The organism is Lentzea xinjiangensis (assembly GCF_900110955.1).
Classification (GTDB): Bacteria; Actinomycetota; Actinomycetes; order Mycobacteriales; family Pseudonocardiaceae; genus Lentzea; species Lentzea xinjiangensis.
Genome location: NZ_FOFR01000037.1, coordinates 1 through 16188, shown reverse-complemented (window position 1 = coordinate 16188; position 16188 = coordinate 1). Strand labels below are relative to the sequence as shown.

16 protein-coding genes are annotated in these 16188 nt (G+C 70.9%); 5 read left to right on the top strand and 11 right to left on the bottom strand.

The window, feature by feature from the left end; translation table 11 throughout:
- Nucleotides 1-108: 108 nt before the first annotated feature.
- The 4 genes from thrC to BMW88_RS39720 are packed head-to-tail and all read right to left on the bottom strand — an operon-like array spanning nt 109 to nt 4131.
- Nucleotides 109-1425: a threonine synthase gene (thrC, locus tag BMW88_RS39735; RefSeq protein ID WP_089962090.1), complete on the bottom strand. Its 1317-nt coding sequence runs from the start codon at nt 1423-1425 to the stop codon at nt 109-111.
- Nucleotides 1410-2633, bottom strand: coding sequence for an MFS transporter (locus tag BMW88_RS39730; RefSeq protein ID WP_089962086.1), 1224 nt, complete (start codon nt 2631-2633; stop codon nt 1410-1412). Before BMW88_RS39730 ends, thrC begins: the two co-directional genes overlap by 16 nt.
- 15 nt (nt 2634-2648) lie before the next feature.
- Nucleotides 2649-3767, bottom strand: a complete 1119-nt coding sequence (locus BMW88_RS39725) for a branched-chain amino acid aminotransferase (protein WP_245778379.1) — start codon at nt 3765-3767, stop codon at nt 2649-2651.
- 1 nt (nt 3768) lies between these two features.
- Nucleotides 3769-4131: a nuclear transport factor 2 family protein gene (locus tag BMW88_RS39720; RefSeq protein ID WP_089962083.1), complete on the bottom strand. Its 363-nt coding sequence runs from the start codon at nt 4129-4131 to the stop codon at nt 3769-3771.
- Nucleotides 4132-4279: 148 nt separating this feature from the next.
- On the opposite strand from BMW88_RS39720, the gene BMW88_RS39715 reads away from it, so the two are divergent.
- Nucleotides 4280-5788: an amino acid adenylation domain-containing protein gene (locus BMW88_RS39715; protein WP_089962079.1), complete on the top strand. Its 1509-nt coding sequence runs from the start codon at nt 4280-4282 to the stop codon at nt 5786-5788.
- A 329-nt stretch (nt 5789-6117) separates the two neighbouring features.
- On the opposite strand, the gene BMW88_RS39710 is transcribed toward BMW88_RS39715, so the two are convergent.
- The 5 genes from BMW88_RS39710 to BMW88_RS39685 all read right to left on the bottom strand — a co-directional run bounded on the left by BMW88_RS39710 (nt 6118) and on the right by BMW88_RS39685 (nt 10095).
- On the bottom strand, nt 6118-6801 hold the full coding sequence (locus BMW88_RS39710; protein WP_089962075.1) for a hypothetical protein: 684 nt from the start codon (nt 6799-6801) through the stop codon (nt 6118-6120).
- A gap of 786 nt (nt 6802-7587) precedes the next feature.
- Nucleotides 7588-9039 carry a hypothetical protein gene (locus BMW88_RS39695; protein ID WP_089962072.1) on the bottom strand — a complete coding sequence of 484 codons (1452 nt, stop codon included), beginning with the start codon at nt 9037-9039 and terminating at the stop codon, nt 7588-7590.
- Nucleotides 9036-9467, bottom strand: a complete 432-nt coding sequence (locus BMW88_RS39690) for a hypothetical protein (protein ID WP_089962067.1) — start codon at nt 9465-9467, stop codon at nt 9036-9038. The genes BMW88_RS39695 and BMW88_RS39690 overlap by 4 nt, the downstream gene beginning before the upstream one ends.
- A gap of 174 nt (nt 9468-9641) precedes the next feature.
- The gene (locus tag BMW88_RS44605; RefSeq protein WP_143116498.1) at nt 9642-9881 is read right to left on the bottom strand and encodes a hypothetical protein; all 240 of its coding nucleotides are present in this window, start codon (nt 9879-9881) and stop codon (nt 9642-9644) included.
- Nucleotides 9862-10095, bottom strand: a complete 234-nt coding sequence (locus tag BMW88_RS39685) for a helix-turn-helix domain-containing protein (protein WP_089962063.1) — start codon at nt 10093-10095, stop codon at nt 9862-9864. The genes BMW88_RS44605 and BMW88_RS39685 overlap by 20 nt, the downstream gene beginning before the upstream one ends.
- A 244-nt stretch (nt 10096-10339) precedes the next feature.
- Between BMW88_RS39685 and BMW88_RS39680 the strand changes: the two genes are divergently transcribed.
- The 3 genes from BMW88_RS39680 (at nt 10340) to BMW88_RS39670 (ending at nt 13575) form a co-directional block, all read left to right on the top strand.
- Entirely contained in the window at nt 10340-11473 is a 1134-nt protein-coding gene (locus tag BMW88_RS39680; protein WP_089962060.1) for an RNA polymerase sigma factor, read from the top strand.
- A gap of 475 nt (nt 11474-11948) precedes the next feature.
- A complete protein-coding gene (locus BMW88_RS39675; protein ID WP_143116497.1) occupies nt 11949-12140 on the top strand; it encodes a hypothetical protein in 192 nt (63 codons plus the stop codon).
- A gap of 205 nt (nt 12141-12345) precedes the next feature.
- On the top strand, nt 12346-13575 hold the full coding sequence (locus tag BMW88_RS39670; RefSeq protein WP_089962054.1) for a hypothetical protein: 1230 nt from the start codon (nt 12346-12348) through the stop codon (nt 13573-13575).
- Nucleotides 13576-13589: 14 nt separating this feature from the next.
- Here the strand turns inward: BMW88_RS39670 and BMW88_RS39665 are convergent, their stop codons facing one another.
- Both BMW88_RS39665 and BMW88_RS39660 read right to left on the bottom strand, forming a co-directional pair.
- Nucleotides 13590-14153 carry a tetratricopeptide repeat protein gene (locus tag BMW88_RS39665; RefSeq protein WP_089962052.1) on the bottom strand — a complete coding sequence of 188 codons (564 nt, stop codon included), beginning with the start codon at nt 14151-14153 and terminating at the stop codon, nt 13590-13592.
- A 34-nt stretch (nt 14154-14187) separates the two neighbouring features.
- Entirely contained in the window at nt 14188-15714 is a 1527-nt protein-coding gene (locus tag BMW88_RS39660) for an NB-ARC domain-containing protein (protein WP_089962049.1), read from the bottom strand.
- Between the two features lie 243 nt (nt 15715-15957).
- Here BMW88_RS39660 and BMW88_RS39655 point away from each other — a divergent pair.
- Nucleotides 15958-16188: transposase (locus tag BMW88_RS39655; protein ID WP_143116409.1), on the top strand; the 231-nt coding region annotated here is incomplete at its 3' end.

The following is a 16188-nucleotide window of genomic DNA, read 5'->3' as shown; positions in this document are numbered from 1 at the left end:
CCAGGCTCACGCAACCCGGGAGAGTTGTTGCGCCACCCAAGTTCCACACGCTCAAGGGCCTGAGCCCGGTCGCACACCGAGCTCAGGCCCTCGCGACTCGCACTGCGCTCAACCGGTCCGGCTTCCGGGCAGCAGCCCAGACCCCTGCTCGTTCCCCGGCAACGGGCTTCGCACGCCGACGCCGAGCACCGAGGACAGCTCGCGCAGGGACGGCGCGCAGCGCAGCACCGGCGTGCCGGCCCCGGCCACCCGGTCCACGGCCTTGAGCCCGGAGCCGGTGTTGATCAGCACCACCCGCTCGCCCGCAGCGAGGTGACCGTCGGCGAGCAGCGCGGGCAACGCGGCGACCGCGGTGGCGCTGGACGGCTCGGGGAACACCCCGGTCGTGGCGGAGGTGCGGTGCACGGCGACAAGGATCTCCTCCTCGGTGACCGTGGTCATGGTCCCGCCGGTGGTGCGCACGGCGGCCAGCGCCCGCAGCGCGTCCTGCGGGTCGGCGACCGCGATGCCGTCGGCGATCGTGCCGGCGCCGCGGCCGGGCACCACCACCGGCGCGTCCTCGCCGGTCCGCCACGCCTCGGCGAGCACCGACGCGCCCGCGGCCTGCACGCCGATCAGGCGCGGCAGCCGGGAGATCCAGCCGGCGGCGAGCGCGTCGGCGAACCCGCGGTGCACGCCGGTGATGATGTTGCCGTCGCCGACGGGCACCACCACGGCGTCCGGGACCGACCACCCGAGCTGCTCGCAGATCTCCAGCGCCACGGTCTTCTTGCCCTCGGCGGTGAACGGGTTCACCCCGGTGCTCCGGCAGTACCAGCCCCACTCCACGCACGCCGACCAGCACAGCGCCACCGCGTCCTCGTAAGAGCCGGACACCACGACCACGCGCGCGCCGAGCACCGACAGCTGCGCGATCTTCGCCGGCGGCGTGCCGGTCGGCACGAACGTCACGCAGGTGATGCCGGTGGCGGCCGCGACCCCGGCGAGCGAGGCCGCCGCGTTGCCCGACGACGCCGTCGCCACCACCTGTTCGCCCCTCACGAGCGCGGCCGCGACGACCAGGGAACTGGCCCGGTCCTTCAACGCTCCGGTGGGGTTCGCCGCGTCGTTCTTCAGCCACAGGTCCGCGACGCCGGTCTCCGCACCCAGCCGGGGTACCGCGTGCAGCGGCGTCCAGCCGACCGGCAGCGCGGTCGCCACCCGGCGCACCTCGGGAGAGTCGGCCAGGGGCAGCAGGTCGGCGTAGCGCCACATCGTCGGCACGTCGGTGCGCACTCGGGCCGATGCGGCGGAGGCGGGGGAGAGGGCCATGCCGAGCCTGCCGTCCCCGCAGCGCGGGCAGGTGTAGGTCACCCCGCCCGGCGGGAACGTCGCGGCACAACGGGCGCAGCTCCACACGAAGCCGGGCATCAGGTGGTCGGGCACGGCGACACCTCCGGGTCGAGCCGGGTCCGGTCCGCCGTTCGGATCCGGAGCACCAGCGCGGTGCTCAGCAGCAGCACCACCGCCTCGGCGATCAGCAGCACCCGGTGGTCGAGCACCGTGATGAGCGACGCGCCGAGCGCGATGGACGCGGTCTGGGGCACGGTCGTGGTCACGTCGAACGACGTGTACACCCGGCCCTGCAGGTTGTTGGGGGCGCGGCGCTGCAGCAGCGTCAGCGCGCCGATCACGATCCACGGCAGGCCGAGCCCGCCGGCCGCCGCACCGGCCAGGACCGCGGGCAGGCTCGGCAGCGTCCAGCACAGCACGCCGATCGCGGACGCGACGAGGCCCGCGGCCACGACCTCGTGCTCGGCACGCCTGCGCAGCAGCAGCGCCGCGGTCACCCCGCCCACCACCGAGCCGACGCCCTGCACGCTCGCGAGCACACCGAAGAACTCGGGCGGCTTCTGCAGCCCGCGTTCCAGCACGGCGTACACGGCGGACTCGGTGAAGCCGAAGACGGTCATCGCGACTGCCGCGCCGATCGTCAGCCGCCGCAGGTCGACCTTGCCGGTGAGGAACCGGAAGCCGGCTGCGAGCTCGGCCGCCATCCGCGTTCCGGGGGTGCGCTCCGGGCGCGGCTCGACGATCCGCATGCGCCACAGGCACCACGCCGCGACCAGGAACGTGATCGCGTCCACCACGGCGATCGCGGCGCCGCCCGCCCAGGCGAACAGCGCGGCACCGGCCAGCGGCGCGACGATGCGCAGCCCCTCCCGGATCGTGCGCAGCGTCGCGTTGGCGTCGGCGAGCAGCCGCGTCGGCACGAACGTCGCCAGCAGGGCCTGTTGTGCCGCACCGACCAGACACTCGCAGCAGCCGTAGAGCACCATCACCGCGTAGAGCAGCCACAGTTGTTCCGGTCCGGCCACTCCCAGCAGTGACAGCACGACCAGGGCACCGGCCAGGTTGACCCCGATCAGCAGCCTGCGTCGGCGCACCCGGTCCACGAGCAACCCGAACAGCGGCGCGGCGACGGCGGGCAGCGCGAAGAAGAAATAGGTCATGCCCGCCGCCGCGTCGCTGCCGGTGAGCTGCTTGACCCAGATGCCCGCGGCCAGCCACATCGACGTGTCGCCGAACAGCGAGAAGGTCTGACCGACGAAGTACCGGCGGGTGTCGCGGTCGGCGAGCAGCTCGCGGATCATGAAAGCGCCACCCGGTCAGCCGAGCGGTCCGGCGAGCCGGTACCGCCAGCCGTCCGGATCGGGAGCCCGGCCGAGGTGCAGATCGACGAGGTGGGCGCGCAGCCGCCCGGTCACCGGACCGGTGGCGCCGTCACCGACCCGCCACTCGCCCTCTTCGGTCACCACCCGCCCGATCGGGGTCACCACCGCCGCCGTGCCGCACGCGAACGCCTCGGTGATCGTCCCGTCGGCACACCCGGCCAGCACGTCGGCGAGCGGTACCGGCTGCTCGCGCACCGCGAGCCCGGCCCGTGCGGCGAGCGTCAGCACCGACTCCCGGGTGACGCCCGGCAGCAGCGTCCCGGACAGCGGCGGGGTGACCAGCGCGCCGTCGACGACGAAGAAGATGTTCATGCCGCCCATCTCCTCGACGAGGCGGTGCTCGGCGGCGTCGAGCCAGACGACCTGCTGGCAGCCGTGCTCGGCGGCTTCGGCCTGCGCGAGGAACCCGCCCGCGTAGTTGCCGGCGCACTTCGCCTCGCCGGTGCCGCCGCGTGCGGCCCGGCTGTAGCCGGTGCCTGCCCACACCGACACCGGCGGCGAGCCGGCGCCGAAGAAGTTCTCCGTCACCAGCGCCAGCAACAGGTACCGGTACTCGCGAGCAGGGCGCAGCGCCAGGCTGGCGTCGGTGGCGTACAGAATCGGCCGCAGGTAGAGGCTGCGGGTGTCCGCGGCCGGCACCCAGGCGCGGTCGACGTCGACCAGCGCGGCCAACGACTCCAGGAACAGCTCCTCGGGCAGTTCCGGCATGGCGAGGCGCGCGGCCGAGCGGCGGAACCGGCGCGCGTGGTCCTCGGGCCGGAACGCGGCCACCGACCCGTCGGGCTGGTGGTAGGCCTTCAGGCCCTCGAACACGACCTGCCCGTAGTGCAGGCCGACCATCGCCGGGTCCATCGCGATCGGGGCGTGGGGCAGCACCTCGCCGGCGTGCCAGCCGTCGCCGGCCGACCAGCGCAACGAGACCATGTGCTCGGTCAGCACCTCGCCGAAGGCGGGTGTGGCGCAGCGCGCGGCGATGTCCGCCGTGGACAGCCGGCGCGGCGCGGGGCGGGTGGTCCAGGGGCTCGCCGGGGTCATCGTGCTCTGAGCGGCCACGTCACACCATCGGCGAGAAGAAGAAGGTGTCGCGGCGGGCGAACAGCCCGTCGTCGGTGAACGCGAAGAAGTCGGCGAAGCGCAGGCTCACCTCGCAGCCGTCCTTCAGCACCCCGGCGAACGTGCCCTGTACGGCCACCCCGCCGTCGTCGGCGGTGACGCTGTTGAGCGTGTGCCCGCCGGTCTCGATCACCCGGTCGCCCCGGTAGAAGCGCGACAGCTCGGTGCGGCCGTTCATCGGCGGGTAGCCGGGCCGGTGGTACACCGCGTCCGGCGCGAACAGCGCCAGCAGCCCCGGCACGTCTCCTTTGTCGACGCACGTGTAGTAGCTGCGAACTTTCTCGACACTGGTCTGCGCGGGCATGGTTCCTCCTCGGTGTCGGCGTGTCCCCAGCACGATCACCACGTGCGGCATCGACCGGTTATCGATGTCTTATCGCAGGTCAGCAGCTACGCGACCGGTCGATAAGAGCCGTTGCCCCGGCTCGTCGGCGGCCACCACAATCGGCTCTATGACCCAGCTCGCGACCGAGACCCTGCACGAGCGGTTCGCCGCCGTGGCCGACCGCTTCGCCGACGCGGTCGCGGTGTCCGACCACGGCCGGCATCTGCGCTACGCCGAGGTTTTCGACCGTGCGCGGTCGCTCGCGGCCGACCTGCGCGCGCTGGACGTGCCGCCGGGATCGCTGGTGGCCCTGCGGGTGCCGCGCAGCGCCGAGTTCGTCGTCGGCGTGCTCGGCATCATGCTGGCCGGCTGCGGCTACGTGCCGGTCGATCCCGCCTACCCGGCCGAGCGCCAGGAGTACGTCCTGGACGACTCCGGCGTCGCCGCGGTGGTGACCCCGGACGGCGAAGCGTTCGCCGTCCGCGCCACCGGCGCTGTCGCTCCCACCGAACTGCCCGACGACATCGCGTACGTCATCTACACGTCCGGGTCCACCGGTGCGCCCAAGGGGGTGCTGGTCGGACACCGGCAGGTGCTCGCGCTGATCGACGCCTGCGACGAGCGCTACGAGTTCGACGCCGCCGACGTGTGGACGCTGTTCCACTCGCCGAGCTTCGACTTCAGCGTCTGGGAGCTGTGGGGCGCGTTGCTGCACGGAGGCCGGCTGGTGGTAGTACCGGCCGAGACCGGGGCCAGCCCACCGGCGTTCGCCCGCCTGCTCGCCGAGGAGTCGGTGACGGTGCTGAGCCAGGTGCCGACCTCGTTCGGGTACCTGGTGGCCGCACTGGAGGACGAGCCGCTCGCGCTGCCGTGCCTGCGGTACGTGGTGTTCGGCGGCGAGGCGGTGAACCCGGCCGCGGTGGAGCGGTGGTTCGCCGCAGGCTGGGCGCCCGGCGCGACGGTGGTGAACATGTACGGCATCACCGAGACCACCGTGCACGTGACGCACGCCGTGCTGACCCCCGGCCGCACCCGGCCGCGCCGTGACGCCACCCCGATCGGCACGCCGCTGGCGCACCTGCGCGTGATCGTCGTGGACGACGACCTGCGCCCGGTGCCGCCGGGCACGGCGGGGGAGATGCTCATCGCGGGTGCCGGCGTCTCGCACGGTTACCTCAACCGGCCCGAGCTGACCGGACGTCGCTTCGTCCGGATGTCCGATGTGGACGGACTGGTGTACCGCAGCGGCGACTGGGGCGTGCTCGACGAAGACGGCCGGTTGCACTACGTCGGCCGTCGCGACGGCCAGGTGCAGCTGCGCGGGTTCCGCATCGAGTGCGGCGAGATCGAGGCGACGCTGTCCGTCCACCCCGGGGTGCTGGAGTGCGCGGTCGTGCTCGGCGCGAACCGGCTGGCCGAACCGGTGCTGGAAGCACATGTCGTCCCGCGGGGCGCGCCGGTCGCCGCCGCGGAGTTGCGCGCCCACCTGAGGGCAAGCCTGCCCGCTCACATGGTGCCCGGCCGGTTCCGCGTCCACACCGAGCTGCCGCGAGCGGCGAGCGGCAAGATCGACCGAGCCGTGCTCGCCGCCGCCGGACGTCCTGCCGCTCAAGGCAGAGGTCTCGAACGAGCGTAGGAAGGACCGGTCAGATCGAGTCCGGCGTCCTCGCACCGCGGCCGCTCGTCCGGATGCCTGCGGCGCTCTGGATCACCTGTGGCGAGGTACTGGTAAGGCGTGACCTTGATCGGCAGTACCGTTATCCAGATGCCGGGGCGCAGCGTTGGCGATTCTGGGAAGACCAAACTTCGACGGGCATGAACTCGCCTCAGCCTGCTGCGCAGGTCAGGTCGCTGAGCCGTGTTCACATCACCCTGGTGCTTGCTGTCGGTGACATCGGAATGCCGTACAGACGTACGCGAGCTGGGCTGACGTACTCGCGCAAGATGGCGTTACGTTGTGGCGGTTCAGGTGTCGATGAGGTCTGCCAAGGTCATCCCGTGCACCTCGTCGTGATGCGGTAGCTCGGAAGACAGCACGCGTGCCAGTCCGGATTCCTCACGTGGCACGGCTCCGACCTGCTTCACCTCGTCGATCCGGTCCGCGACTAGCTTCGCGAGCCGGACCGTGTCCTGGCGGCTGTGGTCGGGACACGTCATCGCCCGGCTGATGGCCGTGATGCGGAGGTTGTTGAAGGTTTCCAGCTGTCCCTGCAGATACGCGTCGACCGCACGCACTCGGAGCTCCTCGAGTTCCGGGAGCCAGTACTCGTCCCGTTCGGTGCGGCATTCGATGCGCAGTACCAGGAAATCAACTCCTGTCAATGGGGTTCCGCCGGCGTGCAGCCGGTCGTTCACGATGTTGAGGTCCTCGGGCAGACTGCCCTGGGGCGTGTTGGCCACCAGGAGGTGGCCAGGCCGGAGGACCTGCCCTCCGCCGCCCGCCGAAACCATGGTCCAGTGCAGCCCAAGGACCGGGTCGTCGTCCTGTGACTCAAGGATCACGTCGAGGCCGTCGGAGACCTTGTCGGCGATGGTGCCCGCCATGCTCAACGGCGGGCCGATCAACGATGCGAGCCCGCTGACGACCTTCGCAGCGATCCCGATGGGCCCGGTTCCGGAGGCGCGGTAGAGCGCGGCGTCGACCTCCACGACGCCACCGTTGTAGGGCAGCAGCGTCGTGACTGGGAAGTTCAGGTAGGCGCCGGGAGCCTTCCATGACGGGCGTTCGGCTCGGTGGCTGGCTGGTTCTGCTCGGCCGGTCCGCGGCGGCCAAGGACGTCGAGTTGCTGGTGTTGCGACACGAAGTCGCGGTGTTTCGTCGAGGTCGGCGCTGTCTCGGTTGAATTGAGCTGATCGTGCGGTTCTGGCCGCGTTAGTGCGGCAGTCGCCGGGGGTGGCTGCGTGGGTACCGGTTGTGTCTCCTGGCGCGGTGTTGCGACGGCATCGGCGCCTGGTCGCCAAGAAGTGGACCTACCCGAACCGGAGTGGTCGGCCGCGCATCATTCGATTCCGTTTCCGCTGACGCCGGCATCGACGTCGTGAAGATCCCACCGAGAAGTCCGCAGGCGAACTGCTACGTGGAACGGTTCGTCGGCACCATTAGACGCGAGCTCCCGACCGGTTGCTGATCATCAATGAGCGGCACCCGAAGTCAGTGCTGAACCGCTACGTCTCCCACTAGGCGAAGCGCACGACGACGCCTCAGCGGTCATGCGCACCATCCAGGAATGCCTGCGGGCAGTCGTGTGGAACGGGAGCTCCGCGGTGGCCCCGTCGACCAACCGCTGCCGGTCGGCCTGGTCGTCGTCCCGCTGGCCGACCGCCCGCCGAGCGAGATCGCCGTGGCCTGGCCGAAGACCAGCCGGAACCCATTGGCCCGCAGCTTCGTCCAGGCGGCTGGCACCACCTGGAGCACCGGGAGGGCCGAGGGGCCGGTCATTCACTGGACTGGCGGAACCGCTGCATCCAGCGCTGGTGTTCCTCGTCCCAGGTGCGCGCTCCGTACCCGTTGATCAGCACGAGGGCGGGCCCCGCGATGAAGAGCAGGAAGAAGGGGATCGACGCGAGTGTCGCCCCGGTGTGGGTGACGTTCGGCTTCTCGTGGAACGGGATGATCACGAGTTCGGCGAGCAGGTCCTGCACGAAGAGGAAGGAGCCGAGGAGCACGAGCTTCCCCAGCGCCCGGCGCAGGCCCGCGAAGGTCGTGGGCAGCCACTTGAGGACGTGCAGGACGGGCGGCCGGTAGGCCGAACCGAGCTGTCGGACCTGCGGAATGCGGTTGACGAGGGCGGCGAGCGTCAGGACCGCGATCTGGAAGTACATCGCCCTGGTAGCCGGGAAGACGCCGTCCTTCCCCCATGCGAGCCAGTAGCCGATGGCCGTGAACACACCCCACATGCCGTGCCACGCCGCGGCGCGCAGGACCGCGAGCCGTTGGGCCTCGGGAGTGGTGCGCCGGGTCTGGTAAGCATCCAGTGCGCATCGCCGCTCCCACTGCGTCCGCTCCCGTTCGCGCAGTTCTCGTTCGGCCTGCCTCCGCTCCCGCTCCCACAGGACGTCGTCCGCCGCGGACTTCGCGTACATGATGCGGACGACCTGGGCGAGCGGCGTGTCCGCACCGCCGACGCGGTCCAGCAGCTTCTCGTACCACTCGACCGGCTCGTCGGGCACGGGGAACGCCTTGGCGCGCTTCCGCAGCCGTTCCGAGGCACGGGGGTCGTCGAGCACCGACAAGAGGAGCAGGCGGGCGGCGTTCGTCTTCACGGGAACCCGATAGCCGAGTCCCTCCCACCACCGGCAGCGGTCGTCCCACGCGTCCTGCACGCCGGAGAGCGCGTGCAGTTCCCGGAACCGGGACAGCGCGTCCAGCAGCGGGTACCGGAACAGGTCCTGGGCGAGGGGCGTCTCCCGCTCGCCCAGGCAGGCGTCGATCAGCCCGGGGACGGTCACCCGGTCTCCCCGGTAGGTCGCCTCGCCCTCGGGGTCGAGCCAGCAGAGCAGGTGGAGGAGCTTCACGTCAGCCGGCAGGGCGTCGTTCCGCAGCCGGTGGTCGATCAGTTCGACCAGTGCGCCGAGGTCCGCCGGGCTGAGGTCGTCGAGGGCGCGCAGCCAGGCGAGGAGGCCGAGCCACCCCTCGGACCGCGCGTCCGCGCCCTCGAAGAACTGACGCCTCGCCGCGTCCCAGTTCCGCCGGATCGCCGAGGCGAGCTCCTGCCGCGTGGTGTGCGCGGCACCCGCCAGGACCAGCGGGCGGTGCCGCGGCTTCGGCGCGCCCGGCCCGTGGAGGTGGATGTTCTGGACGTTGTTGTCGCCGACCTGGAACGGTGCCGGTCCGTGGAACGTGTTGCCCGAGACCCTGCCTTCGCCGGGCGCCGGGTCGCTGGTCACTTCTCCGGCCCGAAGCGGTTGTCCTGGCGGTTGTGGTCGCCGACCTGGAAGGCGGTCGGCCCGTGGAACGTGTTCCCCGAGACCGCGCTGCTGCGCGCCTGCGCGGTCTCGTCCACGAGACCCCGCAGTTCGTTGACGAGTTGTTCGCGCTCCGCGTCGTCCGCGTCTTCGAGCAGCAACTCGAACCGGGTCTGCCAGGACGCCTCCTGGCGTGTCCTCAGCGCCGCCTCCTGGCCGGGGTCGGCCGCGTCGAGCGCCGCCGCGGTCTGGTCCAGTCGCTCCAGTTCGGCCCGCTCGCGTTCGGGAGCGTTGCGGCCGAGCAGCCGCGCCACCCGTTCCCGCACACTCCTCCAGGCGTCCGTGCCCGCGGCCTCCACCACCGCGGTGCCGCCTGCGGCGGCTATCGCCACCAGTGCCTCTGCCAGCATTCCAACCTCCTGGACGACACGCCGGACCTCGACCGTAGCGCCGGCCGCCGGAGTCCCTCCAGTTTTTGCGGAACTCCCTCCGCGCGAGATGTCCCGAAGGCGGCACGCGTCGTGACCGGTCAGCTCTGGTCTACCACCACTGCCGGTCGGCCTCACCGAGCGTCGAGATCGGGTCTAGGAGGGACAACGACGGTCCAACGCCTCCGGGCCTTCCAGCGCGATGCCGGTCCGGTAGTTCTTCGTCCGGTGGGAAATGCCCAGCTCATGGTCATATTCGGCCTGTACGAACCTGCGGCAGGCTGATAGGCAGGTCAGACCCACTGGACCGCGTTGCGGCACCCGACAAGCCGGATCGAACGCCTCGCCATAGATCGACAGGTCCGTCTCGACGGCGTCATGCGCGAGGACCACCATCCCGCTCAACTTGCGCGGAGCGGGGCATGCCGATGCCCGGCAGCGGATCGATGTCCCCGGTGGTGCGCCTCAGCTGGAACACGATGGCGCCCAACGCCCTCGCGGAGGACAGCGTGCGGTTGCTCGCGTGGATCCGCTCGCCGAGCACCTGGTGCGTCAGGCCAGCGTCTTCGCGCAGTGCCCGCAACGTGCTGCCGAACAACACCAGGGTCACCGGCCGACGGTAGGGCACGCCGGGTTCCGGAGTTGCAGAGGGCGTCCCGGGGTCACGCCGCTTCTGGCGGTGTCGCTCGATCGTGTTCGCCGTTGTAGGTGCGCATGGACTTGCTTCAGGGACAACGCCGAGTGCAGGTGACGCTGGGTGATCAACTTCTCTGGTCCGCGACGTCGCTCGTCCCCATCGAGGGAATGTTTCCTGGGCGCTACCCCGGGGTCCGCATGTCGAACGTCTACCAGGTATGGCCTACAGCAACAACGAAGAGGCAGCGCCAGAAGGCCGAGACCTCGCTCAATACCTCTTCGAGGAATACGGAAACTCTATTCATGCAGTGTGCAAACGAGTGCTGCGCGATCAGGCCATGGCAGAGGATGCCACGCACACGGTCATCTTGCGAGCTATGAGCAACCTTCCGACGACGTTCGACAGGAGCCTCAAGTCATGGCTCTGCACGGTGGCGGTGAACGTCGCAAGGGACATCAGGCGCTCGAACAGGAGAAACGAGCGGATCGTCGAAGAGCTCCAGAAGCAGCCCGAGCAGCCCCGAGGAGACAGGTTCCGCGCCGTCCAGATCCGCCTGGACACGGAACGGCTGCTGACCCGCCTGAAAGGACTGATAGGCGAGTCCTACGCCGAACACGTCGACTTGTCCACCGTCGTGCTGCTGACGAACATCACGGAGCGAGACCTGGCCAAGCGCCTGGGGCTCTCGCTCGACACGGTGAAGAACAGGCGGCGGACAGGGCGGATGAAGGTCCAGGAGGCCGCTGCCGTTCTCTCCCTGCTCACCGACGACCGGCACGACAGCTGCGCTCTTCTGCTCCGCATCGCCACGAACAGGGAGGACTCTCCCGAACTGCTGCACGAACTGCGCGTCCACATCAACAGGTGCGAGCGCTGCAAGGACCGTGCGAAGGGGTGGAAGCGTCTCTACTGGAGCATTCTCGCGATTCCGGGAATCGCCCTCTGCGGGCATCTGGCCGATCGGCTGGCAGAGTCGGGGCCGCGGGTGAGATTCGCAGCCGTCGCGACGGCGGTGGCGGTAGCCGGAATCCTCTTCCTGCAGGGCGCCACGAGCTCCGAGACCCCATCCGCGTTGGAGCCAGGGCCGACCATCGAGCTACCGATCGGCCGGATGAACGCCGTGCCGGCGGCACCCCTGCCCGTGAGCCCTCCCGAGTCGACGACCCGGACACCGGCTCAGCCCGAGCGGGCGTTGGTGGCAGTTCCCCCGGCGCCGGCCGCCACCGCCCCCACGAAGCCGACCGCGGAAGCGCGGGCCGGGCGTCCCAAGCGAACCCATCGGCGTGAGCACCACCGCACCGCCGAACCCAGGAAGAAGTGCCGAAAGACCTACGTGCACTGGAACATCTGACGACCGGAGCGGCGCGGCGGACCGGGAGCTCCGCTGCGCCGCTCCGACGTGACACCACGAACAGAGGGAACGGCTTCGAACAAGCATGACCGGGTCATCGCGCAAGGCGATCCGGTCTCAGAGTTCTGGCTCACCGGACAGAGCTGCCGCCTGCGGCCGGGACTGTCCGAGCTGGACGCTCCAGCGGAACTGGTATCGCACGGGCTTGCACCCAGCGATCCCGCGTCGGACCGGCCGGTGGCGGTGTGCCGCGTCTTCCCACCGCGATCGCCTCATCCGCAGTGCTGAGGTCGTGCCGGCGGCGCTCGCCCTGGCCGGCGACAGGGAAGCGGCGGCGCTGGTGGTCCTACCGCGCCGCCTTGGGCGTTCACCTCGATCTCCCGGCCACGGCTGGCGCGGGGGTCTGTGCGCCGCCGATGTCGTGATCACCGGTCACGGTTCCGTCAGTCTGCCCGCGGCAGGTCCCGTGACACCGGTGCTGACGAGCAGAGGCTCGCCGGCCGACGTGCAGCCCCGCTCCGTGCCGCCCCTGCACCTGGACCGTTCTAGCGTCCCGCAGATCCGCCAGGCACTGGCGAACCACGACCCGGCGCGGTCCGCGAACGCCACCGGGATGATCACGGCCAAGCCCGTCGAGTCGATCACGATCCCGCGCGCGCTGTTCTAAGACCCGCTGGAGCTTTCCGAGCCCGCTCGTCGAGCCGCTGTTTCGGCCGTCGCACTGCCCCGGACCGTTCGCTGACCTGTCACGCCGGCGCGGTAGCCGAGGTGTCCGACGGTGTGACAGGGGGATTCCGAGTTCGGCGATCGGATGACAGATCAGCTCGAACATCTGTGGTGACAGGACAGCAGGACCAGCCGAGGAGCACCACGTGCCACACCACACCGCGCCGTCCGAGGGGCAGAACCCAGGCGGTCGGCAGCGAATCATCACGACCGGAGACCCGGTCACCGCCGCCTGGATGAGCCGCCCGCACGTCCGGACCGCACTCGCGATCACGGGAACCCGGCAGGGTCTCCAACGGGTCCTGGACACCCTGCCCACGATCGAGGCCGACTACCGGGTGCAGGTCGTGTTCACGGTGCCGGAGACCGGCTACGAGTGGGCGGGCATGAGGGAGCGGCTGCGGCAGCTCGACGTGCTCGTGATGCCCTGGCACCAAGCCGTCGACACGCCCTTCGACCTCGTCATCTCGGCGTGCCGCTGGGGCATCGAGGAGATCAGGGCGCCGTTGGTGCTCATGCCGCACGGCGCGACCAGCATCCGCTCCCGCGTCGCGCACGAGACCGGCGCGCACGATCTCGTGACCGCGAAGCTCCTGCGAGGCGACGAGGTCCTGCCCGCAAAGCTCATGCTCGCCACCGACGACGAGGTGCGCACGCTCGCCAGCTCGTGCCGCAAAGCCCTGCCGGCGGCGGTCGTCGGCGGCGACCCGTGCCTCGACCGGATGGCCGCGAGCCTGCCGTTCACCGCCCCCTACCTGGAGGCGCTCGGGGTGGTCCCCGGCCAGCAGGTGATCTTCGCCGTCTCGTCCTGGTCGAAGCACTCGTTGTACGGCAGCGATCCCGAGGTCTTCGCGCGGCTGACTTGCGAGCTGGCCGGAACCGAGAACGTCGTGATCGCGTCGCTGCATCCGTTCTGGTGGGATGCGTACGGGCAGCGGCAGATCCTCGCGTGGCTGGGCCCCGCGAGGGAGCACGGCCTGGTGGTGCTGCCTCCGGACGAGGGGTGGCGCGCGGCCGCTGTCGTCGCCGACATCGTGCTGACAGACCACGGATCGGCAGGGCAGTACGCGGCGGCGCTCGGTGGGCGCGCGATGATGAGCGCGACGTCTCTCGCCGACGTGCACCCCGGAACCAGCGCGGACCTGTTGTCGCGTATCGCCACGCCGTTGCACCTGGGCCAGCCGTTGCGGCCTCAGGTGGAGAGGGCGCTCGCGTCGCCGGTGGACCCCCGCCACGCCGAGTTGGCCGCGCGGATCACCGGACGGCCCAGGCAGGCGTTGTCGATCTACCGGCGGGAGTACTACGGCGTGCTGGGCCTGTCAGAGCCGGTGCATGCCGCGCCGGTCTCGCCGGTGCCGCTGCCCCGGCCGTGGTGAGCGGGATCGGCCGGTCACCCGGCCTGCCGGGTCTCGGGCTCGAGCCTCGCGCGCAACGCCTCCGCACGTCGGTCACCGAGCGAGGTGGCGATCTGCACCGCCTCCTGCCGGTGCCGGCGTGCCTCGCCGGTGGCCCCGGCCCTGTCCTGCAGAACGGCCAGCTCCTCCAGCACCGGCAGACGCAGGGACGCGGCCTCGCCCGCAGGCAGCGCAGCCAGTCCGGCCTCCACCTCGGCGATCGCCTCGGCCACCGCACCAGCCGCCGCGAGGCACCTGCCCGCTCCCACTACGGCCTGGGCTCGGCAGTGGCGGTCGCCGATCTCCTCGGCGACCTGAGCCGACGATCGGAAGTGCCTCACGGCTTCGTCCAGCTGGCCGGTGTCGGCAAGGGCGTGGCCCAGGTAGCACAGCGACAGCGCGACGCCGCGCTGTCGGCCGTGACGTCTGTTGAGCTCGAGCGACCGTCCATAGTGGTCGATCGCGGTCGGCAGGTCCCTGCGGGCGTGCGCCGCGGCGCCGAGTCCTTCTCTGGCGGTGGCTTCCCCCTGCCAGTCGCCCGCGTCGAGCGCCCTGACCAAGGCGCGGTGGAACAGGGCGGTCGCGGCTGCCGGGTCACGGGAGTCTGTTGTGGACGGCCGCGAGCTGCAGCAGCATCCGGACCTCCGCGACGCCGTCTCCGCACCGGACGGCGGCGTCGACGGCGATCGTGCCCAATGCCTGCCAGTCGTCGGTGTGGCCCCGGTACAGGAACACTCCCCACATGGCCTCGTAGAGCTGCCAGACGAGCTCGTACCAGCCGTGGCCGAACGCGGTCCTGGTGCAGGCCACCAGGTTCGGCAGCGCGTCCTCCAGCCGGTCCAGCGCCTCGCCGCGGCTGGAGAACGGAGCCTTGGCCTGCGAGCGGTACCGCTCGCCGAGGTGGGGGCGCAGCGGCGTGACGAGCCAGTCCGCCGCCACCGCCCGGTTCAACGTCGTCTCCACCAGGGCGCGCAGCGCGGCTCGGCGTTCGTCCTCGTCGTCGTCGCGCTCCGCCTGCCGACGTGCGTGCAGCCGGAGCAGATCGTGGAACCGGAAGCGCTCAGGGCCGGAGTCCATCACCAGATTCGCTGCCAGCAACGTTTCCAGCAGTTCGTCCACATCGGCATCAGCGGCACCCAGCAGGGCGGCGGCGCTGGCGGGGTCGAACTCGGCGCCGGGGAACAGGCCGAGCCGCCGGTACAGCCGGGCGGCGTCGACCGGCAGTCCCCGATAGGACAGGTCGAACGTTGCGGCGACGGACAGTTCACCGTCCTCCGCCACGAGCGCACGCAGGCGGCGCCGTTCGTCGGTCAGCTGGGTCGCGATCGTGGCGAGCCGCCAGCGGGGTCGTGCCGCCAGCCGAGCCGCGACGACGTGCACGGCGATCGGCATGCCTCCGCAGAGCAAGGCCACGTCGTGCGCCGAGTGCGGTTCCTCGCGGACCCGGTGTTCGCCGACCGCGCGGCTGAGCAGTTGCACGGTGGCTTCCGGTGGCAGCGCTTCCAGCGACACCAGCCGGCCACCGTCGGCGACCAGCCCGGACAGGCGCTTGCGGCTCGTCACGATGACGGCGCTGTGGCGCGAGGCAGGCAGCAGTGCCCGTACCTGAGTGCTCGTCGCGGCGTCGTCGAGGAAGAGGGCGATCTGCCGGTCGGCCGTCAGCGACCGGTAGAGCGAGGCCCTGCTCCCGTGCCCGACCGGCACCTCCGCGGATGGCACGCCGAGCCCCAGCAGAAGTCCGCTCAGCAGTTCTCCCGGAGCCGCAGGCCCGTTCGGTCCGTGTGCGGCCATGTCCGCGTACAACTGGCCGTCGGGGAAACGTTCGCTCACAGCGTGCAGCACGTGCAACGCCAGCGCTGTCTTGCCGATGCCTCCCGGGCCGGTGACGACCGCCAGGCCCGGTCCGTCCCGTTCCGGATCCTCCGCGAGCACCGCCGTGACCGCCGCGGACTCCGGCCACCGGCCCGTGAAGTGCGCCGGTGGGGGAGGCAACTGGCGGGGTGTGCCCGCTTGCCAGCGGTTGTGGACGTGAACACCGCCGTGCACGCTGCCGGCCTGGACAACGTTGCCGCCGGCGTTGTGAGCGGCCTCGTTGACCACGGCCGGCCGTGCAGGGTCCACGGCGCACCTCCTGTCCCGGCTTCCGAGGCTATCGCCTGTTCGCCACGTCCAGGGCTCGTGAACTCACCCCGTCAGCGCCATGCACGAGACTTCTCCGGACGCCGTTCACATTTCGATGGTCCATTCACCCGGCTAGCCCGTGTTTCAAAGGTGAGGTGATCGGCGGCGTGTCGGTGCCGGAACGTGGCGAGGTCTCCGGTAAGTGGGTTAGCGACCAAGCAAACCTGCAGTACCGGAGACCTCGTGGCCAGCGTAGCGGCAGCGGGGCGGGCCGACCTGACCGACGCGCAGTGGGCTGTGTTGCAGCCGCTGCTGCCCGTCGGCGCCAAGCCGGGCCGCCCACCGAAGTGGAGCAAAAGGCAGTTGATCGACGGCATCCGATGGCGGGTGCGCGTCGGTGCCCCGTGGCGCGACATCCCGCCCGACTACGGTCCCTGGCAGACCGTGTACGGGTTGTTCCGCCGCTGGCAGCGT